Origin of the sequence: Streptomyces sp. NPDC055966 (assembly GCF_042269865.1) — a bacterium.
Classification (GTDB): Bacteria; Actinomycetota; Actinomycetes; order Streptomycetales; family Streptomycetaceae; genus Streptomyces.
In genome coordinates, this window is the sequence record NZ_JBHJYK010000054.1 from 1 (window position 1) to 16853 (window position 16853).

Consider the following 16853-nt stretch of genomic DNA (forward strand, 5'->3'; position numbering starts at 1 on the left):
GCAGGCATGGATCAACGACCCGGCCAAGCGCAGGGAACCCGCACCACAAACCTCATAGCGTCACGACCGTCTCACTGGACTTGAAATCTTCCGGGGCGGCCGCGGCGGCCACCGGGTTCACGCGTGCGGATGAGCCCCTGTCCTGCCCATGCGCCGTTGACGCAGGGGATGCCGAGCCCGATGGTTCACGCGCTGCTGGGTCTTCCGTCATCATCATCCGCGATCCTGTAGGTCCCGCCCTGAGCGGCACCAGGACCGGGCCGTGGTCCGCGGCCCGCCTGCTCTTTCGGTACGACCTGTTCGGTATCCGCACCACACGGCACCGCGGGCCGGACGGTCTTGCACGGTGAGCCTAGCGTCCTGCGGCGGGGGCTGCGTCCCCCGGGAGAGGACAGCCGGGTAGCTCGCTCGGGGGATCCGCGGAGACGGCGAGTGCCCACCCGCCGGTGACGACGCGCAGGAGTCGCGGCCCGTAACTTTCCGGCATCGAAAGCGCAGACCACCCACCGGGAGCAGGTCATGAGGAGGAAGCCGTGTCAGGCGGCGGCGCGTGCCCCGAACGGGCCGAGCGGGTCGCCGTGGTCTCTCACCTCCTACCCGAGCTGGGTGTGCCCGCCCGGTCGAGCACCCGTTCCAGGTCTCGACAAGCGGAAGGAACGGAGACGTCGTGACGGAGGATGTTCTGGAGGCCGACGGTATACCCGGCAAGCAGTCCATACGGCCGCTGGGCGGGGTGCTGGCGGCCATGGCCTGTCGCTGACCGGTACTCGGATCTCGTCCGTCGCGCTGCCCTGGTTCGCTCTCGCCACGACCGGCAGCGCCGCCGGGACCGGACTGGTGACCTTCTGCGAGATGGCTCCCTACGTGGTGGTCAAAGCGTTCAGCGGGCCGTTGGTGCACCGGATCGGCCCGCGAGCCGTGTCCTGGACCACGGATCTGGCCGGTGCAACTGCTGCCGCTGCGGTTCCTCTGTTCCACGCCCTGGGCCTGCTGTCCTTTCCGTTCCTGCTGGCCCTGGTCGCGCTGATCGGCGCGGTGCGCGGCCCCGGCTACCGACTCAAGAACCGCCTCAAGGCCATCGAACGGGACACCAACGTCGCCTGACCGAGGAACGCGGGCCCCTGTCCTAGCGGGCGGGGAGACCGGCCCGGAATCGCCAGTAATCCGCATCACGAGGGTCTGCCAGCCAGCCCACCAACCGGTCGGCGCCGGCTCGGAATGCCTGACTCAGCGATGTCTCGCCGTTGATGATCAGGTGGAGTGCATCGACATCATGGGTCGCGTGGTCAGTGTCGCACCAACAGGCCACGCTCACTGCTGCGCTGACCGACAGCTCAGCCTGGTCCGTCCAGGCCACATCCAGCAGGAATTCCAGCTGATCGCCCCGCTCGGCCTGCTCGGTGATCTCTGCGAGAAGGATCACGGAGGCCCCCGGCCCAGCGCCGGGGAACACCGAATGGGTTGGTTCCCACAGCCACGTCGGCTCGGCTTCTCTGGTCCTTGCCGCATCGACGACCAGAGCTGAACATCGCAGGGATTGCACCTCAGCAGCCGAGAGCCGCGGGAAAAGCGTTCCCAGAGGGACAGCATCGAGGGAGCCACGGGCCATGACCATGAGCCCGATCATCGGTCCTCTCATGTCCGGACCACAAGGAGCATGGCCTCCCGCCCCAGCACCCAGTCAACCCACAAGCCGGGGACGTTCATTCGTACCGAACTGGCCGCATCGGAGGCTCTGGCAAGATTTTCGTAGCCGGAGATCATCTTGGTGCCGTGGTCAACCAGCGCAGCTGCGGGAGTCCCTTGTCGGCCTCTCGAACCCGGCGCTGTTCAAGGCATGCGCCGCCCTGGACGCGCAGGCGAGCGTGGTGCACCAGGCCCTGAATCTGCTGGCCCACCGCATCAAGCAGCTCTCCGCCGAGGCCACCACGCTCACCCGTCGGATCTCGGCGATCATCCAGGCCCACAGCCCGCAGTTGCTCGAACTCACCGGCGTCGGCCCGGACAGCGCGGCCGTCTTGCTCATAGCCGCTGGCGACAACCACGACCACCTCCGCGACGAGGCGTCCTTCGCCGCTCTGTGCGGTGTCAGCCCGGTCGAACGCTCTTCCGGCAAGAACCAAACGCCGACGCCTCAACCGCGACGGGAACCGGCAGGCCAACGCCGCCCTCTACTGCATCGTGCTCTCCCGTCTACGCTGGGAGGACCGCCTCCGCGCCTACCTCCTGCGACGCACCGCGGAGGGCAAGACAGACCGCGAGGTCATCCGCTGCCTCATTGAGGTACGTCGCCCGCGAGATCCACCGGGCTATCGCCTCCGTTCCACTACGTGTTCCCGACAGCCGTCCGGCTTGACATCCATAGGGGCATCTGTCGGCGCCCCGGCCTGCTGGCCGCGTATCGACACGCAATGTCACTGTCCGTGTCCCCCTGGGTGTGCCGTGGAGACGCCGAGTCACTAGGCTCGTCGTTGTGTCCACCGTGAGTGTGATGTCGGTTTCCCTGATCCCTGCCGGAATCACGGTTGCGACGCGCTATCTCGACCTTGCCGGTGTCTTCTCGTCTGCGCTGCTGGGAGGCGCCGTGGCCCGCACGGCCGGCCTGGACCTGTTCGGGTTCCTCGTGGTGGGCGTCATCTCTGGTCTGGGCGGAGGCATGATCAGGGACGTACTGCTGCAGCACGGCACACCGGTTGCGCTGACCGACTATGCCTACCTGCCGACCGCCGTCGCCGGTGCCGTGGTGGTCTTCCTCATCAAGATCAGCGAGGCGTCCTGGACCCAGCTCTTCACCGCGCTCGATGCTGCTGTCCTCGGGTTCTGGGCGGTCACCGGGGTCAACAAGACGCTCGCCGTGGGTCTGGGATGGCTTCCGGCCATCCTCCTGGGCACCGTGACTGCCGTCGGCGGTGGCGCCCTGCGAGATGTCGTCCTTGGCCGGGTGCCGGCTGTCTTCGGGGGCAACGGTCTGTACGCCACCGTCGCCGTTGCGGTCGCCGGAACCACTGTGATCTGTGTGTATCTCGGTGTGCCGGCGATCGGCGTCGGCCTGGGCATCACCGTGGCCCTGGCCTTCCGGCTCACTGCCGTGCGGTTCGGCTGGAATCTGCCCACCAGCCTGGACTGGCAGCCCCGGTCGAAGTTGGCCGCTTCGATGCGGCACCCTGCCGGTACCCCTGGCCGGAACGGGGATGTAGAGCAGCCCCGCCCGCGGAAGGAGCAACCGTGACAGACCGAAACTGTGCAGTGCTGTCCGGCCTCGCCGGGATCCGCTCCAATCTCGAGGACCTTTACCGGGACCTGCACAAGCATCCTGAACTCGGCCTGCGGGAGTACCGCACGGCGAAGAAGGCGTCCGACGCCCTGAGGGACCTCGGCTACGAGGTCGCCGACGGCGTCGGCGGCACGGGCGTGATCGGCGTGCTGGCTAACGGCGACGGACCCACCGTCATGGCCCGTGCGGACATGGACGCCCTCCCGGTACGCGAGCAGACCGGTCTGCCCTACGCCTCCACCGTGACCCTGACCGGCGCGGACGGCACCGAGCAACCGGTCATGCACGCCTGCGGGCACGACGTGCACGTGACCGCCCTCATCGGCTGCGCACAGCTGATGGGCCAGGCCAAGGGCGCCTGGAGCGGTACCTTCGTCGCGCTCTTCCAGCCCTCGGAGGAGAACGGCGACGGCGCCCGCGCCATGATCGACGACGGTCTCACCGCACGGGCGCCCCGGCCCGACGTGGTATTGGCCCAGCATGTTCTGCCCTATCCGGCCGGCTACGTTGGTACCCGTTCCGGGTCCTTCCTGTCGGCCGCGGACAGCCTGCGCATCACCGTCCATGGCCGAGGGGCTCACGGTTCCATGCCGCAGGCCGCGGTCGACCCCGTGGTGATGGCCGCCACGATCGTCGTCCGCCTGCAGACCATCGTCTCCCGGGAACTCGCCGCCACCACCCCCGCCGTCGTCACCGTTGGCAGCATCCACGCCGGCACCGGCCCCAACGTCATCCCCGACCACGCCGTCATCGAGCTCAACGTCCGCACCTACGACGACGCCACACGCACCCACGTCCTGAAGGCGATCGAACGCATCGTGCGGACCGAGAGCGAGGCGTCCGGGTCGCCGAAGGCACCCGAGACCGAGTCGACGGCCGCCTTCCCGCCCACCGTCAACGACGAGGAGGCGACCCGGCGCGTCGCCGAGGCGTTCGCCGCCCACTTCGGCCAGGACGCACACACCATCGACCTGCAGACCGCCAGCGAGGACATGAGTGAGATCCCCAGAGCGTTCGGCGTGCCGTTCACCTATTGGGGCATCGGAGGCATCGACGCGGAACTGTATGCCGAGGCCGCCAGGAAGGGCACCACCGCCCAGGACGTCCCGGTCAACCACAGCCCCGCCTTTGCCCCCGTCGTCCAGCCCACCCTGGACACCGGCGTCAGCGCCATGACGGTGGCCGGCCTCGCCTGGCTCGGCCACTGACGCGCACTCGGTGCTTACGGCGTGCCGGTGCCGACGAGACACAGGCGGCCCCGGCAGCCGGCGAAGCCCGGAACCTGCGCCGGGGCCGTGGCCTCCACGTCTGCGGTTGCGTTCCGACTGGAGCCTGGCGGGTGAGGGCGGCACGGCGTCCGTCCAGGGCCGACGGCAGGGCGCGGGGCTGTTGCTCACTTTCGGGTGAACGCCTCGGCTCTGGTGGGGTGGCGGGGGCTGGCGGATGGTTGCCTGGGGCCCTCGATTCCGCGGCGGGCAGCCCGCCGCCTCGTCAACTTGGTGCATTCAGCGCATAGATGGTCATTACAGTCGCGAGTAACAGGAATTTGTTGGATCAGTAATACTCTTCGCGATTCCCTCACGGTATGGAGGAGTGGCGTGGAGGGTGTGGGTGTGCGGCCGACCGGCCGCCATCCGCACAACACACGCCGTCCGGCCTGCGGTTTTGTGATGCCATGCCGGGCTGGGGTGTGGGCACCTTCGTGAAGGGGGACTTTGTGTCCGCTTCTTCTTCCGTCCGTCGTGTGACCGTGGTCGGCGCGATCGCCGCCGCCGCTGTGGGCGCGGTTGTACTGCCGGCCGCGGCCGCGCAGAAGCCGGCCCGTACGGCTCACGCCGCGGTGTACATCAGCAAGGTCCAGTACGACTCCCCGGGGCGGGACGACCGTTCGAACCGCTCGCTGAACGCTGAGTGGGTGGACATCGCCAACAGCACCCGCAGGGCTGTGAACCTGGACCACTGGACCCTGCGGGACGACGCCGGGCACACCTACACCTTCCGCCACGTCAGCCTCGCTCCCCGCGCAACGGTCCGCGTCCACACCGGCATCGGCCGCGACACCCGCTCGGACCTGTACCAGGACAAGCGGAACTACGTGTGGAACAACAACGGTGACACCGCGACCCTGCGCAACGACCGCGGCCGCACCGTCGACACCGCCTCCTGGGGCCGCGACCGCGGCCACCGCCACTGACCCAGGTCGCCGGCGGGTAGGTGACGCCGGCCGCTGAAGGGGGGCGTTGTACTGGCGGGCCACTCCTGGTGCGGGAGTGGCCCGCCACTTCGCGTGCTCATGCCCACCTGAAGGGCTGCGGCCCGGTGCGTCGTTGCGAGCGCAGTGGCCGCGACCTTCAGGGAGGGGCCGTTGCGGCACACTTCTCCTTCACGTGGTTCGCCCTGTTCGTCCGGGTGGTGGTGGCTGGTTGGTGAACGTGGTGTGGGGGAGCTGTTCGTATCCGGTCAACGCGCGTAGCGCACCGTGCGACGGTTGCGGTTTCCTCATACACGTAATCTCCAACACCCCACATCTATTGGAGAGTTCATGCGCCGCGCTTCCTTCGGCCTGCCCGCCGCTGGCCTGCTCGTGACCGTCGTGGCGGCCGGCCCGGCCCTGGCGGATCCTCCTGCGCCGCCGCCGGTGGCGACGGCCCGCAGCGAGCTGGCCGCCCTGACCATCGCGACTCCGCATTCGATGAACGGCTACGCCCGGGACAAGTTCGACATCTGGGCCAAGCAGCCCGACGGGTGCACCACCCGTCAGGAGGTCCTGGCGCGGGACGGGAAGAACGTCCAGGACAAGCCCGGCAGCTGCCAGCCCGCCTCGGGTTCCTGGTACTCCGTCTACGACAACACCACGGTCACCGATGTCACGAAGGCGACCGTCGACCACATGGTCCCCCTCGCCATGGCCTGGATCTCCGGCGCCGACACCTGGACCGCCGACCAGCGCAAGGCGTTCGGCAACGACCTGAAAGACCCCCAGCTGCTGATCGCCTCGGAGTCGTCGAACTCCTCGAAGGGCGACAGCGGCCCGGATGCCTGGAAGCCCGCGAACCACACGTTCTGGTGCACGTACGCGGAGGACTACACACACGTGAAGTCGGTGTGGAAGCTGACCACGACCGCGGCGGAGAAGCCGGCGCTGTCCTCGATGCTGGATACCTGCACGAACTGACTCGCTTTCGCCCTCGCGCGCCGGCTGTTCGGCAGGGCTGCTTCCAGGCCGGGCGGCTGCCGGCGCTCGCTCTCACATCTCAGTGGGACCGTTCCTGACCCGGCACAAGGCAGAAGTGCCCGGTCAGTGCCGTACACGACGGCAGCCAGCCGGTGCTGGCCCCCTGGCAAGCCTGTACTCGGTTCTCCCTGCAGCCGGCTTGACGCGGTGGCCAGGCCTAGACCGCGGGTGGCTGAGTGCCACTTTGAGGGCGCTCGGCGTGGAAGCGATGCCCGCCGTGGCTAAAACCGTGCAAAACAGGGTGCGGCTCGTGTGCCGCGCGTGCTTGTATGCGGCCAACGCGACCGGGGGGACGCGGAGTTGACCGCCTGCCCCTTGTCGGTCGCGTTCAACACAGGGGGTACAAGTTGAAATTGAGAGCGCTGCTCACTACGGGGGCCGTGGCGCTGGGGCTGCTGTCAACGGCCGCTGCTGGGTCGGCTGTGGCTGCGGCCGGTCAGTCCGGTGCCGGACAGCTGCGGGTCACCGTCGGCTCGGCCCGGTCCGAGATGAACGGACTTGCTGCCGGTCCGGCATCCGATGCCACCTGCTCCGTCAACAAGATCACGGTCAACCGGTTCAGTGAGTGCGAGTGGGTCACCATCCACGTCGACGTCATCAAGGTCATCGACGGGAAGCCTGAGATCGAGGGCACCGTCGACTTCGACGTCAAGCACCAGATGACCCTGAAGGCGAACTCCGCGAACTGGTCGGAGAAGTTCCACGTCTCCAAGGCACGCACCACGGGCGCGGGCAGCGGCGTCGCCGTGGCCATCGCCGCTGCTTCCGGAGGCGGCACCAGGGCCAGCGTCCACTTCTCGCAGGGCCACATCCTCAGCAGCGGTGCGGCGGACGGCAGTGTCGGTTACGCGACCAGCATCGCTCCGAAAAAGATCAACCCCAAGACGGCGACCAAGTACACCTACACCTTCACCAAGCCCGGCTACACCCCCGGCACCGTCTCCTACGACTCGGCCGTCTACCGGTGCGACAACTACTACGGCAGCACCCGGGCCAGCCGTGCCGGCTGCGCCGTCCCGGACGTCCCCACGGGCGTGAGCATGGTGGGCCTGGCCCGCATCGACGAGGGCATCCGCAAGCTCCGCGCCAACGGCGGCCACTACGGCGACCCGTACGGGGGCAAGCCCCTGCACTGGATGATCAACAAGACGCAGGAGGACGCGAACCGCAAGGCCGTGTGCCCGCGCAGCGCTCCGCCGGACATGCAGCGTGCCGGCCGTACCTCGTGCGACGAATACCCCTTCGCCTCCACCTACGAGGGCGGCACCCACCTCCCCGCCAACCAGCGGACCATCACCTGGGTACAGGTCCAGGAGAACAAGGCTCAGGGCGGGCGTATCACCGCCTGGCGCGGCCAGCTGCACGTCATGGACCACGACCCGTTCTACGTGATCGTCTGACCGCGGCTACACTCGCCGCCAAGCAGGGTGCCCCGCATCCCCGCACGTCCGGGAAGCGGGGCACCTTCTGTGCTGAAGGAGAGTTGGCATGCTGCTCCGCGAAGTGACCTTCACCGTCGACCTCGGCGAAAACGGCTACCTCATCGGCTTCGACGACGACTACGACATCCCCCGCCAGATGCCGTTCGGCTGGCGCTGCGGCCCGGCCACCGAATACCTCGCCGTCGTCCTTCCCACCACCGACACCGGCCCGCTCCAGATGACCGTCCAGGTCCACGACGCCTCGCCCGGCCCGGAAACCGGTGACGGCTGGGAGACGGCGGAGGAGATGAGCCTGCCGGCCGAAGCCCCCACCCTCTGCCTCGCCACCATCGGCCAGGGCGATTTCTGGGATGCCTGGCCCGAAGACGAACCGCCCCTTGAGATTCCGCCGCCCGCCGACGGCGGGGACTGGGTACGCATGCGCCTGTACTGCCACGCCGACGACCCCACCCCCGGCATCGGCGATCACGGAGAACGCCACCTGGTCCAGCTCTGGCACGCACCCCTCACAGACCCCGTGCACCCACCCCTCAGCGACGCCGACCGGCAGGCGCGCGCCCAATACGCCGCAGACATGGCCACGCCCGTCGACGACTACACCACCGAGTACCCGATTCACTACGGCGACGACGACTTCGACACGTAGCCTCCGCCGCGCGCCGGGTCGGCGGCACTCGGGTGGGGGACACGTCGAAGAGACGTACTGGCATAGACGCCGCCGGAGGGCCGCCGAGGCGATGGCCTCACACAGGTGCCAGGGCAAGGGGCCGTGGGCTCAGCACTCCCGTCGCGAGGGAGGTGTGCGCCTGTGCGCCCGGCCCCTAGGGAGTAGGCGGGTGCAGGGGTGGGGGAGTATTCGCTCAGCTGCTGCTGTTCGTCCGTGAGGGGTCGTCATGAGTTCGTTGGGTCGTCGTGCTGTCCCGCTGGTGGTGCTGTCCTGCCTTGTGCTGGCGGGGTGTTCATCCTCGGGCACGCATTCGGGTGGAGGATCTGGGGGGAAGAACGGTGCGTCGGCTGCCGGCCCGTCGAATACGGCGGGGGCCGCGGGGTCGGTGGGGGAGATCCCGGTGGGTGCGGGGCCGCAGTCGTCGTACACGGTGCAGGAGCAGCCGCCTGCGGGCAGTTGCCACTACCGCATGGAGAAGGGTGAGCCGCTCGAAGACCTGAAGTGCACGCCGGGGGCGACGTCGCCGGCGGTGACGCAGGCGAATCTGGCGACGACGATCTGTCGCAAGGGCGGTTACACGAAGAACATCCGGCCGCCGGAGGCGGTGACCGGCAAGGAGAAGCGGCTGAACGCCGCTTCCTACGGCTACACGGGCAAGATGGGTGACGCCGAGTACGACCACCTCATCAGCCTCCAGCTCGGCGGGGACCCGAACGACGCCCGCAATCTGTGGGTGGAGCCGGCTGATCCGGGCCACAAGCCGGGCTCGGGGGTGAACAATCTGAAGGACCCGGTGGAGACCAAGCTGCACACCGCGGTCTGCTCGGGCAAGGTCACCCTGAAGGCCGCGCAGAACGCCATCGTCACCGACTGGACCACCGCACTGAGCAAGCTCGGGCTGGCTGCCTGACGGCCCGAGCTGCCGGGCGGCGGTGCGAAGTGAGCTGTAGCAAGGAGCCGTTGAGGGGCTGAGCGGAAGGTGCCCAGCCCCGCGGCACGCACCTACGAGGTGCCCTTGAGCTGACGAGCACCGCGGGGAGACGTTCCTGCTGTCGTCCATGCTGGGCGTCTGCACGAACTGATTGGGTGCCTCAGCGCTGTGGGCCGGTGGTTCGCGCGGGGCTGGTTGCCGAGCGGGTGGCCGGAGTGGGCACTGGCTGACCGTCCTGGCATCAACACCGGTGCTCTGTATTCCTCCGTATGCGATGGTGCACGGGCATCGGCGGGCGCAGGGATGCGGGATCGGCTGCGTAAGGTGGAAACAGCGGAGCGCGTCTGGAGACTGCATGAGCGAGAGCATTGATCCGGTGATCACCCCTGATCTCGAGCCGAGGCCAGATACGGGCGAGCCCACGTGCGGCTACGCAGACGATGACGGCTCCGGCGTCAGGAGCGCTGAACCATGCGGCCGTTCCGGTACCTGGCATATCGCCTGGCGACTGGCCACTGAGCTCCACGGCGCGCAGTGCAGCTTCGTGTGCGACGTGCACATGGAGGCCGTTGCCCACCACTTCGTATTCGCCGACCGGCATCAGGTTGGTCCGAACTGTGCCATGCCCGGAACACTCTGGTTCAGGAGTTGGATGGGCAAGGCAGAGTGCGCAGTGGCCCTGTGACCGCGAGGAAACCGCCCGCACCGGTACACTGAGTCCGAGTGGAACCCGGGTGAACCGCACCGTCCAGCCGAGCGAAACCCGCATCGCGTGGCGGGCATGAGTCCCCGGCCGGACGGGGCTTCGCCCGAGCCCGGAGTGGAATCGCGTTGGGGCGAGTCGCCAACGGACAACGGTCGCGGCGAGTCGCTCCGTGCCGGAGATCTTGGGGCAGGTACGCGGTGGTTACTGACCTTGCTGGCGTGATGTCGTGGGGATCGACAAACTGCTGTTGTCGCAGTAGGCCGGTCACATGAGGTATCCGCAAGGGGGCGGGCTGACCGCGGAGCGACGGGCGTTTCGCGAGCACATCCGGATGCAGGCGGCCGAGTTATTTGCCCTGGAACACGACAATGCCGCTATCGCCAGGCAGTTACGTGTCAGCGTGCGGTCGGTCCAGCGGTGGCGCCAGGCCTGGGAGCACGGCGGATCGCCGGCGCTGGAGTCTAAGGGGCAGGCTTCCAGGCCCAAGCTGAGTGAGGCGCTGTTCGCGGTGCTCGAGCAGGAGTTGGCCAGAGGGCCCGTAGCGCATGGCTGGCCGGACCAGACCTGGACGCTAGCGCGGGTCAAGACGCTGATCGGGCGCCGGTTCCACAAGAGCATGACGCTGTCGGCCATCGCGCAGATGCTGCACCGCCACGGCTTCAGCCACCAGGTCCCCGCCCGCCGCGCGACCGAGCGCAACGACGAAGCCGTCGCCGGCTGGGTGAAGGAGACATGGCCCCAGGTGGAAACACGGCGGCGGCGCTCGGGGCCTGGCTGTGCTTCGAGGACGAAGCCGGCTTCTCGATGACGCCGCCCACCTCCCGCACGTGGGCCAGGCGCGGACACACACCCGCCATCCGGGTGCGGGGACGCTCCCAGCGCCGCTTCTCCATCTCCGCTCTGGCCTGCTACAAGCAGGGTGAACGCTCACGCCTGATCTACCGCCCGAAACGGCACGTCGACCACAAACGGGGCGGCAGACGCAGTTTCACCTGGACCGAATACCGCGACCTGCTCATCACCGCCCACCACCAGCTCGGCGCACCGATCGTGCTCGTATGGGAGCATCCTGAACGTCCACCGAGACCGCCGGCTGCGGGAGTTCATCAACACCCACGACTGGATCACCTGCCACTTCCTGCCGGCCTACGCACCCGACCTCAACCCCGTCGAGGGCATCTGGTCACTGCTGCGACGCAGCAGCCAGGCCAACACCGCCTTCACCGACCCCGACCACCTCATGAGCGCGCTTCGACGAGGCCTCCGCCAGATCCAGTTCCGCAGCAACCTCATCGACGGATGTCTCGCCGAAACCGGACTCACCATGCCGACACCACGCCAACAAAGTCAGTAGCAGGCGAGGGCGTTGATGTACCGTCGCGCGAGGCTGGGCCCGTGGCCCCGCCGGGTCGGGCCGGTTTCGGCGGCGAGGGCCTTGACGATGCGTTCGAGAAACGAGCCGGCTCAGATCATCAAGCATCCCTTGATGCAAGAGGGGCGGCCGGTGACTGTCGCACAGCGGGGCTGCGGGTGCCTGCACCAACGCGGGTCGGGTCGCAGGCACCCGCAGCATCAGGAGGCCTCGGCGGCCTGGCCCTGCCGGATGCGGTCGAGCAGGCCCAGGTGGTAGGCCGCGAGGTCGCCGTCCGGGACGGGCGTGGGGCTGCCGGTGAGGGTGTACCACTCCTCGGCGCCGGTGTACTGGACGCGGACGCGCGCGGTGCACCCGTCAGCACCGAGATCTGTGCATACGGTCAGTTCGCCGGTGATGACGCCGACGTCGTCGGTCATCACCCCGCCAGGCCCCGCTGTGACCTGGTCCTGGTACGAGATGGTCCTGGGCCTGTCGGTCATGCGTCGCAGGTGTCCAGCATCTCGCCCAGTTTGTTCTTCTCCGCCTCGGTGATGTTGAGGTGGTACGTGTACTTCACGTGGGTCCAGGCGCGGGAGTAGGTGCACCAGTAGGAGTGCAGCGGGGGTGCCCACTGGTCGGGGGACTGGTCGCCCTTTTGCCGGTTGCTGGAGGCAGACACGGCGATCAGCTGGGGTTCGATGAGGTCGTTGGCGAACTTCCGCCGCAGCGTGGTGTCCCACTCGTCCGCGCCGGAGCGCCAGGCGTTGGCCAGGGGCACCATGTGGTCGATGTCGAGCTGGCCGGCGGCGGTGAAGGTCTTGCCGTCATAGGCGCTGACCCAGTTGCCGGAGACCGCTCGGCACTGCTGGTCCTGGATGACGTCCTTGCCGTCTCGTTTGAGGACGACTTCGCGGGTGTCGCAGGTGCCGTACTGGATGATCCAGTGCGGGAACTTCGCCCTTGAGTAGCCGGTCATCGGATGCGGGGCGGCGACGTTCAGCTCGCCGAGTTCCTTGCGGACGATGTCGGCGGGCGGCGGCTCGGGAAGGTCCCGGAGCAGTGTTGCGGTTCCGCCCGTGGTGTGCGCGGGTCCTGGTGTGGCGGCGGCGAGGGCGGTGACGGGGGCGAGCAGCACGGCGGTGGCCGCGGCCACCAGGGCGAGCTTCGCGTTGATCTGGCGCATGCCTTGACCTCTCTCGATCCGGCAAGGGGGTACCGGATCAAGAGAATTAGCGTCCCTCACGCTCCTGGTATCGGCGTACCTGAGCGGCTTCACCCGGATGGCTGGCGGAGGTTCACCGGAGAAACGACCCTCCGCCTCGCGCGAGTGATCGAGGTTCCGGGCACTCCGTAGCCCTGACGTCGGCTGCCGCGTGGACCTGGCCGACGGCTAGGGCGCGTATCGAGTCGTGACCAGCGGCTGGTCCGGGTGAGGTCTTTGACCAAGATCATCGAGGTGCGCAAGTGGAGGGTTGGAGAGGTAGCTCCCTGGCCGACGGGTCCTGTGGGACGTCTGGCGCAGGCGTGCATCATGGTCGTATGACCGATCTTTCACAGTTGCGGCTCAGCCAGTCTTCAACTGCCGTTGATTCGGATGCGGTGCTGGCGCTGGCCAATGACTATCACGCCCGCATGGTGCGCTCACTGGGCAGCCGCGCGGTCGCCGGGCACCTGGTGAAGCCCTATGCGATCGAGGCGCCCGGACGGAGTGTGACGGACGAGGACGTACAGACCGCGCTGCGGGTCGCTGCCGATTACCTGTCGTCGGCGCATCTGCGAGGTTCTCTTGGGCTCTCCGTGCTGCTCATCCATGCTGGTGGCGACGGCGACTACATCCTGGTGCACACCTGGATCGAGGGCTACATGTCCGACCTCGCCATCTTCACCGGTCCGGCTGGCGATGCCGCGCAGCTACGGCCCGGCCGGGCGGGCCTTGCCCCGTGCGTGTGGGAGGCGGTGGTCCTGGCACACGAGCGAGATGCCGTCACCCGTCACGTGCTCGACGGCCACGGTTCCGTCGATGAGCGGCTTGTGGCCTGGCGCGGCGATGTGCTGGAGGGCGAGGTCCGGTGACCGGCGCCGGAGTGGCCCGGGTGCGACGCGTACGCGTTGCCGATCTTCCTCGTGTGGCCCAGCTGGCAGCCGAGCATGCCGCCTACGAGCGAGCGGCGCCTCCGCCCACCGACTTGGCTCGGCGGCTGGAGGTCCTGCTGTTCGGTACGGAGACCCCGCGATTGCGGTGCTTCGTCGCCGAGTTGAATGAGGAGGAGATCATCGGCTATGCCTCGTGCGCCCCAGAGGTCTCCACGTGGGACGGGGCGGAATATCTCCATATGGACTGTCTGTTCCTGCACGAGGGTCACCGGGGCCTGAAAGTTGGCCCCCTGCTGGTGGAGGCCGTGGTGGCCGAAGCACGTGCACTGGGGCTCGGACAAGTCCAGTGGCAGACCCCGCCCTGGAACACAGACGCGATCAGGTTCTACGACCGGCTGGGAGCCCAGGCGAAAGAGAAGCTGCGATACCACCTGCCAGCCGGCTGAACTCAAGTTGTGACCGACGGGTGAGACCGGATCGAGTCGTGGTCAGTGGGTGGTCCGGGTGAGGTCTTTGACCCAGATCATCGAGGCGCGCAGATGGAGGCCGGCGAGGTAGCTCTCGGGAGTCTTGTCGTATCGGGTGGCGATGCCTCGCCATGCCTTGAGCTTGTTGATCAGGCGTTCGACGGTGTTCCGCTCCTTGTAGAGGTCGGCGTCGTGGCTGACGGGCCGGCCGCCTCGGGAGCCCTTCTTCTGTCGGTTGGCGGTTTGATCCTTCTTCTCCGGGATGACCGGCTTGTTACGGCGTTTACGCAAGTGGGCGCGGTTGCCGCGGGACGAGTAAGCCTAATGGCTTGTCCCCGGCGACCGCGTCCGGCCGGGTGCGGGGGCGGCCGACAGGTCCGCGCACCCGCACTTTCTTCAGGACGGGGATGAATTGCGGGCTGTCCGGGTGCAGCTCGGATGGAGTGATCGTTCGGGCAGGTTTCGTCAGGTCGTGGCTGAGCGCCATAGCCATCGGAGCGCATCGGGGAGTAGGACTCCGCCGTGGTTGGGGCTGTGGCCACCGTCGCCGAGGACGAGACGGAAGTCGTAGCCTGCTTCCGCGAGAGCGGCTGCCACACGCAGATTGCTGGCGAGCCAGTTCCTTTCGGGCCCGTTCCAGTTGAGGTCGCGGTGGCCTGCTTGCATGAAGATGCGCAGCGGTTTGCGGGGGGCGTTGGGGATCAGGGCAGGGTACGGGTTTCCGTTCGGCATCTGCGTGAAGCTGGAGAGGTAGCAGATGACTCGCCGGAACTTGTCCGGGCGCATCCACGCAGCCGTGAAGGCGCAGTTGCCGCCGCTGCTGCCACCGCAGATGCCCCATTGGCTGGCGTCCTCGGCGATCGAGTAGCGCCGTGTGACCTGGGGGATGATCTCGGTCAGGAGAAAGGTGACGTAGCGGTCGTCGAACGCGTCGTACTCGGCGTTGCGGTTCTTCGATTGTTCGGCGTTCTTGAGGACGCCGGGGTCGACGAAGACGCCGATAGTGACCGGGATCTCGCCGCGGTGGATGAGGTTGTCCAACACGATGGCCCCGCGGACCTCCCCGTCCGGGTCCAGATACCACCATCCGTCCTGGAACACCATCAGCGACGCGGGTTCGCAGGGGTCGTATTGCGCGGGCACATGAACCCAGTACCGCCTCGTGGTGCCGGGGTAGATCGTGCTCTCGCACCAGTCGAACTCCACGGTCGAGCCGGCGGGGACGCCCGGCTGTATATCCGAATCGGGCCCGTAGGCGTAGCGAACGTCTTGCTGGTCGATGGGGAGCGGACGAAAGGGCAGCTCGATGGTCACGTCCGCACCCTAGAGATGCTGTCCGATCGTCTCAAAGGGATTGTGTGCGGTTTGTTCGCAGCGACGGCCGCGATCAAGAGGTGAGGGCGTAAGTTCGCTGGTCGGGGGTGGGGTAGAGGCGTTCGTGCTCGCGGGCGGCATGGTATCGCCAGTAGGGGTCGAGGTCGCCGTTGGAGACGACGGCCCGCTTTGTGCTTCAGGTCCGCCCCCTTTGACCTGGCCTTCTCCTCCTCGGCGGCTTTCTCCAGGGCGGTGACGACATCCTCGTCGAGGTGCATCCCGGCCGCGTCGTGGTGAGCCCGGGCGGTGGTGGAGTCGATGCTGACTAGGGACAGGTCCACCTCACCGCGCTTCGCGGCTTCCGCGATCAGGCCCTCCAGCAGGGCCTCGAAGACCCCGCCGGGGATGCCTGTCATGGTCAGGGAACCGGCTGGGTCAGGTGGCGGAGCATGACAGCGTAGTTGGGGCTGTCGGGGAAGGGCTGCCTTCGGCCGATGAGGGTGTAGCCCCATGTTTCTAGAGGGCTTGGACTTTGGGGTGGTCGGGGTCGACCAGGAGGACGGCCAGGGCCTCGGGCCGGTCTGCGATGAGTGCGGCGTGCAGGCGTTCGGCGGTGCCGGTCTTGCGCCAGCGTGGGCGCACCATCAGCTCGGAGACGCTGAAGGTCGAGTCGCTGGCTGGCGGTTCGGTGAGGTGCTCGCGCCACCATTCGCGGCCGGGTGTGGCCGGGGCGCCGTAGGCGAAGCCGACCGGCTCGGCGTCGTCGTAGGCGATGACGCAGGCGTAGCCGGGGTTGCTGCCCCAGTGGTCGATGAGCCAGGGGAAGCGCTGGTTGAACTCGTCGTCCATCTCGTCGGCGTAGGCGTCCGCGTGTACGTCCAGGAGGGTCTGCCGGATCGCGGCCAGGTCCGCGTGGCCGAAGCGGCGCAGTTCGATGGTGGTGGTCATGAGGGGCTCCATTCGCTGCGGTAGCGGTCGGTCCATGCGTGTGCGACGTGTGCGGAGGGGGCGCGGGCGATCAGGTCGCGCTGGAAGTCTCCGAGGAGCTGGCGCACCCGGCCGGGGAGCGGGTCGCCGTCCATGATTTGCAGAACCTTCACCGGACACGACTGCAAGATCGCCCCCTCCACCTACTACGCCCACCACAAACGACGGAGCACGCCGTCGGCCAGGACCGTGCGGAATAGCACAACGCTCCATGAATGCAAGGTCAGTTGACAAGAAGACTCTCAGTAGGGTGGTAATAGCTCATGCCATCCCAGGCCTCTTCTGATCGTCCCGGAAGATTTCAAGTCCAGTGAGACGGTCGTGACGCTATGAGGTTTGTGGTGCGGGTTCCCTGCGCTTGGCCGGGTCGTTGATCCATGCC

Annotated in this window: 18 protein-coding genes and 4 pseudogenes; 14 read left to right on the forward strand and 8 right to left on the reverse strand. The window is 67.8% G+C overall.

Annotation, left to right across the window (positions count from 1 at the left end):
- Nucleotides 1–667: 667 nt before the first annotated feature.
- A pseudogene (locus ACFC8N_RS47875) lies at nucleotides 668–1050 on the forward strand (MFS transporter); the annotation flags it as partial.
- Between the two features lie 76 nt (nucleotides 1051–1126).
- Here ACFC8N_RS47875 and ACFC8N_RS47880 read toward each other — a convergent pair.
- Together ACFC8N_RS47880 and ACFC8N_RS47885 are read right to left on the reverse strand one after the other, a co-directional pair.
- The gene (locus tag ACFC8N_RS47880) at nucleotides 1127–1627 is read right to left on the reverse strand and encodes a hypothetical protein (protein WP_376295985.1); all 501 of its coding nucleotides are present in this window, start codon (nucleotides 1625–1627) and stop codon (nucleotides 1127–1129) included.
- A gap of 133 nt (nucleotides 1628–1760) precedes the next feature.
- Nucleotides 1761–2045: a hypothetical protein gene (locus ACFC8N_RS47885; RefSeq protein ID WP_376296002.1), complete on the reverse strand. Its 285-nt coding sequence runs from the start codon at nucleotides 2043–2045 to the stop codon at nucleotides 1761–1763.
- Between ACFC8N_RS47885 and ACFC8N_RS47890 the strand changes: the two genes are divergently transcribed.
- From ACFC8N_RS47890 to ACFC8N_RS47940, 11 genes and pseudogenes are all read left to right on the forward strand, one after another.
- Entirely contained in the window at nucleotides 2019–2282 is a 264-nt protein-coding gene (locus ACFC8N_RS47890; RefSeq protein WP_376296001.1) for a transposase, read from the forward strand. The two genes, ACFC8N_RS47885 and ACFC8N_RS47890, sit on opposite strands and share 27 nt — an antisense overlap.
- A gap of 209 nt (nucleotides 2283–2491) precedes the next feature.
- The gene (locus ACFC8N_RS47895) at nucleotides 2492–3229 is read left to right on the forward strand and encodes a trimeric intracellular cation channel family protein (RefSeq protein ID WP_376295986.1); all 738 of its coding nucleotides are present in this window, start codon (nucleotides 2492–2494) and stop codon (nucleotides 3227–3229) included.
- Nucleotides 3226–4482, forward strand: coding sequence for an amidohydrolase (locus ACFC8N_RS47900; protein WP_376295987.1), 1257 nt, complete (start codon nucleotides 3226–3228; stop codon nucleotides 4480–4482). The genes ACFC8N_RS47895 and ACFC8N_RS47900 overlap by 4 nt, the downstream gene beginning before the upstream one ends.
- 509 nt (nucleotides 4483–4991) lie before the next feature.
- A complete protein-coding gene (locus ACFC8N_RS47905) occupies nucleotides 4992–5468 on the forward strand; it encodes a lamin tail domain-containing protein (protein WP_376295988.1) in 477 nt (158 codons plus the stop codon).
- A 348-nt stretch (nucleotides 5469–5816) separates the two neighbouring features.
- Nucleotides 5817–6449, forward strand: coding sequence for a DUF1524 domain-containing protein (locus ACFC8N_RS47910; RefSeq protein WP_376295989.1), 633 nt, complete (start codon nucleotides 5817–5819; stop codon nucleotides 6447–6449).
- Between the two features lie 482 nt (nucleotides 6450–6931).
- Nucleotides 6932–7909 carry a NucA/NucB deoxyribonuclease domain-containing protein gene (locus ACFC8N_RS47915; protein ID WP_376295990.1) on the forward strand — a complete coding sequence of 326 codons (978 nt, stop codon included), beginning with the start codon at nucleotides 6932–6934 and terminating at the stop codon, nucleotides 7907–7909.
- An 88-nt stretch (nucleotides 7910–7997) separates the two neighbouring features.
- Complete coding sequence (locus tag ACFC8N_RS47920; protein WP_376295991.1) at nucleotides 7998–8597, forward strand: hypothetical protein; 600 nt, start codon at nucleotides 7998–8000, stop codon at nucleotides 8595–8597.
- Between the two features lie 421 nt (nucleotides 8598–9018).
- Nucleotides 9019–9528, forward strand: a complete 510-nt coding sequence (locus ACFC8N_RS47925) for a hypothetical protein (protein ID WP_376295992.1) — start codon at nucleotides 9019–9021, stop codon at nucleotides 9526–9528.
- 376 nt (nucleotides 9529–9904) lie between these two features.
- The gene (locus tag ACFC8N_RS47930) at nucleotides 9905–10234 is read left to right on the forward strand and encodes a hypothetical protein (RefSeq protein WP_376295993.1); all 330 of its coding nucleotides are present in this window, start codon (nucleotides 9905–9907) and stop codon (nucleotides 10232–10234) included.
- 289 nt (nucleotides 10235–10523) lie between these two features.
- The gene (locus ACFC8N_RS47935; protein ID WP_376295994.1) at nucleotides 10524–11063 is read left to right on the forward strand and encodes a winged helix-turn-helix domain-containing protein; all 540 of its coding nucleotides are present in this window, start codon (nucleotides 10524–10526) and stop codon (nucleotides 11061–11063) included.
- Nucleotides 11060–11609, forward strand: a pseudogene (locus ACFC8N_RS47940) (transposase). Before ACFC8N_RS47935 ends, ACFC8N_RS47940 begins: the two are co-directional and overlap by 4 nt.
- A 218-nt stretch (nucleotides 11610–11827) precedes the next feature.
- On the opposite strand, the gene ACFC8N_RS47945 reads toward ACFC8N_RS47940, so the two are convergent.
- The gene (locus ACFC8N_RS47945) at nucleotides 11828–12109 is read right to left on the reverse strand and encodes a hypothetical protein (protein ID WP_376295995.1); all 282 of its coding nucleotides are present in this window, start codon (nucleotides 12107–12109) and stop codon (nucleotides 11828–11830) included.
- On the reverse strand, nucleotides 12106–12792 hold the full coding sequence (locus ACFC8N_RS47950) for a DUF1524 domain-containing protein (RefSeq protein ID WP_376295996.1): 687 nt from the start codon (nucleotides 12790–12792) through the stop codon (nucleotides 12106–12108). Before ACFC8N_RS47950 ends, ACFC8N_RS47945 begins: the two co-directional genes overlap by 4 nt.
- A 356-nt stretch (nucleotides 12793–13148) precedes the next feature.
- Here ACFC8N_RS47950 and ACFC8N_RS47955 point away from each other — a divergent pair, with 356 nt between their 5' ends.
- Both ACFC8N_RS47955 and ACFC8N_RS47960 read left to right on the forward strand, forming a co-directional pair.
- Nucleotides 13149–13682: a hypothetical protein gene (locus ACFC8N_RS47955; protein WP_376295997.1), complete on the forward strand. Its 534-nt coding sequence runs from the start codon at nucleotides 13149–13151 to the stop codon at nucleotides 13680–13682.
- Nucleotides 13679–14149 carry a GNAT family N-acetyltransferase gene (locus ACFC8N_RS47960; protein ID WP_376295998.1) on the forward strand — a complete coding sequence of 157 codons (471 nt, stop codon included), beginning with the start codon at nucleotides 13679–13681 and terminating at the stop codon, nucleotides 14147–14149. The genes ACFC8N_RS47955 and ACFC8N_RS47960 overlap by 4 nt, the downstream gene beginning before the upstream one ends.
- 42 nt (nucleotides 14150–14191) lie before the next feature.
- On the opposite strand, the pseudogene ACFC8N_RS47965 reads toward ACFC8N_RS47960, so the two are convergent.
- The 4 genes and pseudogenes from ACFC8N_RS47965 to ACFC8N_RS47980 form a co-directional block, all read right to left on the reverse strand.
- Nucleotides 14192–14597, reverse strand: a pseudogene (locus ACFC8N_RS47965) (transposase); the annotation flags it as partial.
- A gap of 38 nt (nucleotides 14598–14635) precedes the next feature.
- Nucleotides 14636–15484: an alpha/beta hydrolase gene (locus tag ACFC8N_RS47970; RefSeq protein WP_376295999.1), complete on the reverse strand. Its 849-nt coding sequence runs from the start codon at nucleotides 15482–15484 to the stop codon at nucleotides 14636–14638.
- A 418-nt stretch (nucleotides 15485–15902) separates the two neighbouring features.
- A pseudogene (locus ACFC8N_RS47975) lies at nucleotides 15903–16444 on the reverse strand (GNAT family N-acetyltransferase).
- Complete coding sequence (locus ACFC8N_RS47980; protein WP_376296000.1) at nucleotides 16429–16584, reverse strand: hypothetical protein; 156 nt, start codon at nucleotides 16582–16584, stop codon at nucleotides 16429–16431. The pseudogene ACFC8N_RS47975 and the gene ACFC8N_RS47980 overlap by 16 nt, the downstream one beginning before the upstream one ends.
- Nucleotides 16585–16853: the final 269 nt, after the last annotated feature.

Bases quoted from the DNA above. Each gene is read 5' to 3' on its own strand.
- ACFC8N_RS47935 (WP_376295994.1), top strand. From the start codon at position 10,524: ATGAGGTATCCGCAAGGGGGCGGGCTGACCGCGGAGCGACGGGCGTTT.
- ACFC8N_RS47910 (WP_376295989.1), top strand. From the start codon at position 5,817: ATGCGCCGCGCTTCCTTCGGCCTGCCCGCCGCTGGCCTGCTCGTGACC.
- ACFC8N_RS47945 (WP_376295995.1), bottom strand. From the start codon at position 12,109: ATGACCGACAGGCCCAGGACCATCTCGTACCAGGACCAGGTCACAGCG.
- ACFC8N_RS47920 (WP_376295991.1), top strand. From the start codon at position 7,998: ATGCTGCTCCGCGAAGTGACCTTCACCGTCGACCTCGGCGAAAACGGC.
- ACFC8N_RS47895 (WP_376295986.1), top strand. From the start codon at position 2,492: ATGTCGGTTTCCCTGATCCCTGCCGGAATCACGGTTGCGACGCGCTAT.
- ACFC8N_RS47930 (WP_376295993.1), top strand. From the start codon at position 9,905: ATGAGCGAGAGCATTGATCCGGTGATCACCCCTGATCTCGAGCCGAGG.
- ACFC8N_RS47880 (WP_376295985.1), bottom strand. From the start codon at position 1,627: ATGATCGGGCTCATGGTCATGGCCCGTGGCTCCCTCGATGCTGTCCCT.
- ACFC8N_RS47950 (WP_376295996.1), bottom strand. From the start codon at position 12,792: ATGCGCCAGATCAACGCGAAGCTCGCCCTGGTGGCCGCGGCCACCGCC.
- ACFC8N_RS47955 (WP_376295997.1), top strand. From the start codon at position 13,149: ATGACCGATCTTTCACAGTTGCGGCTCAGCCAGTCTTCAACTGCCGTT.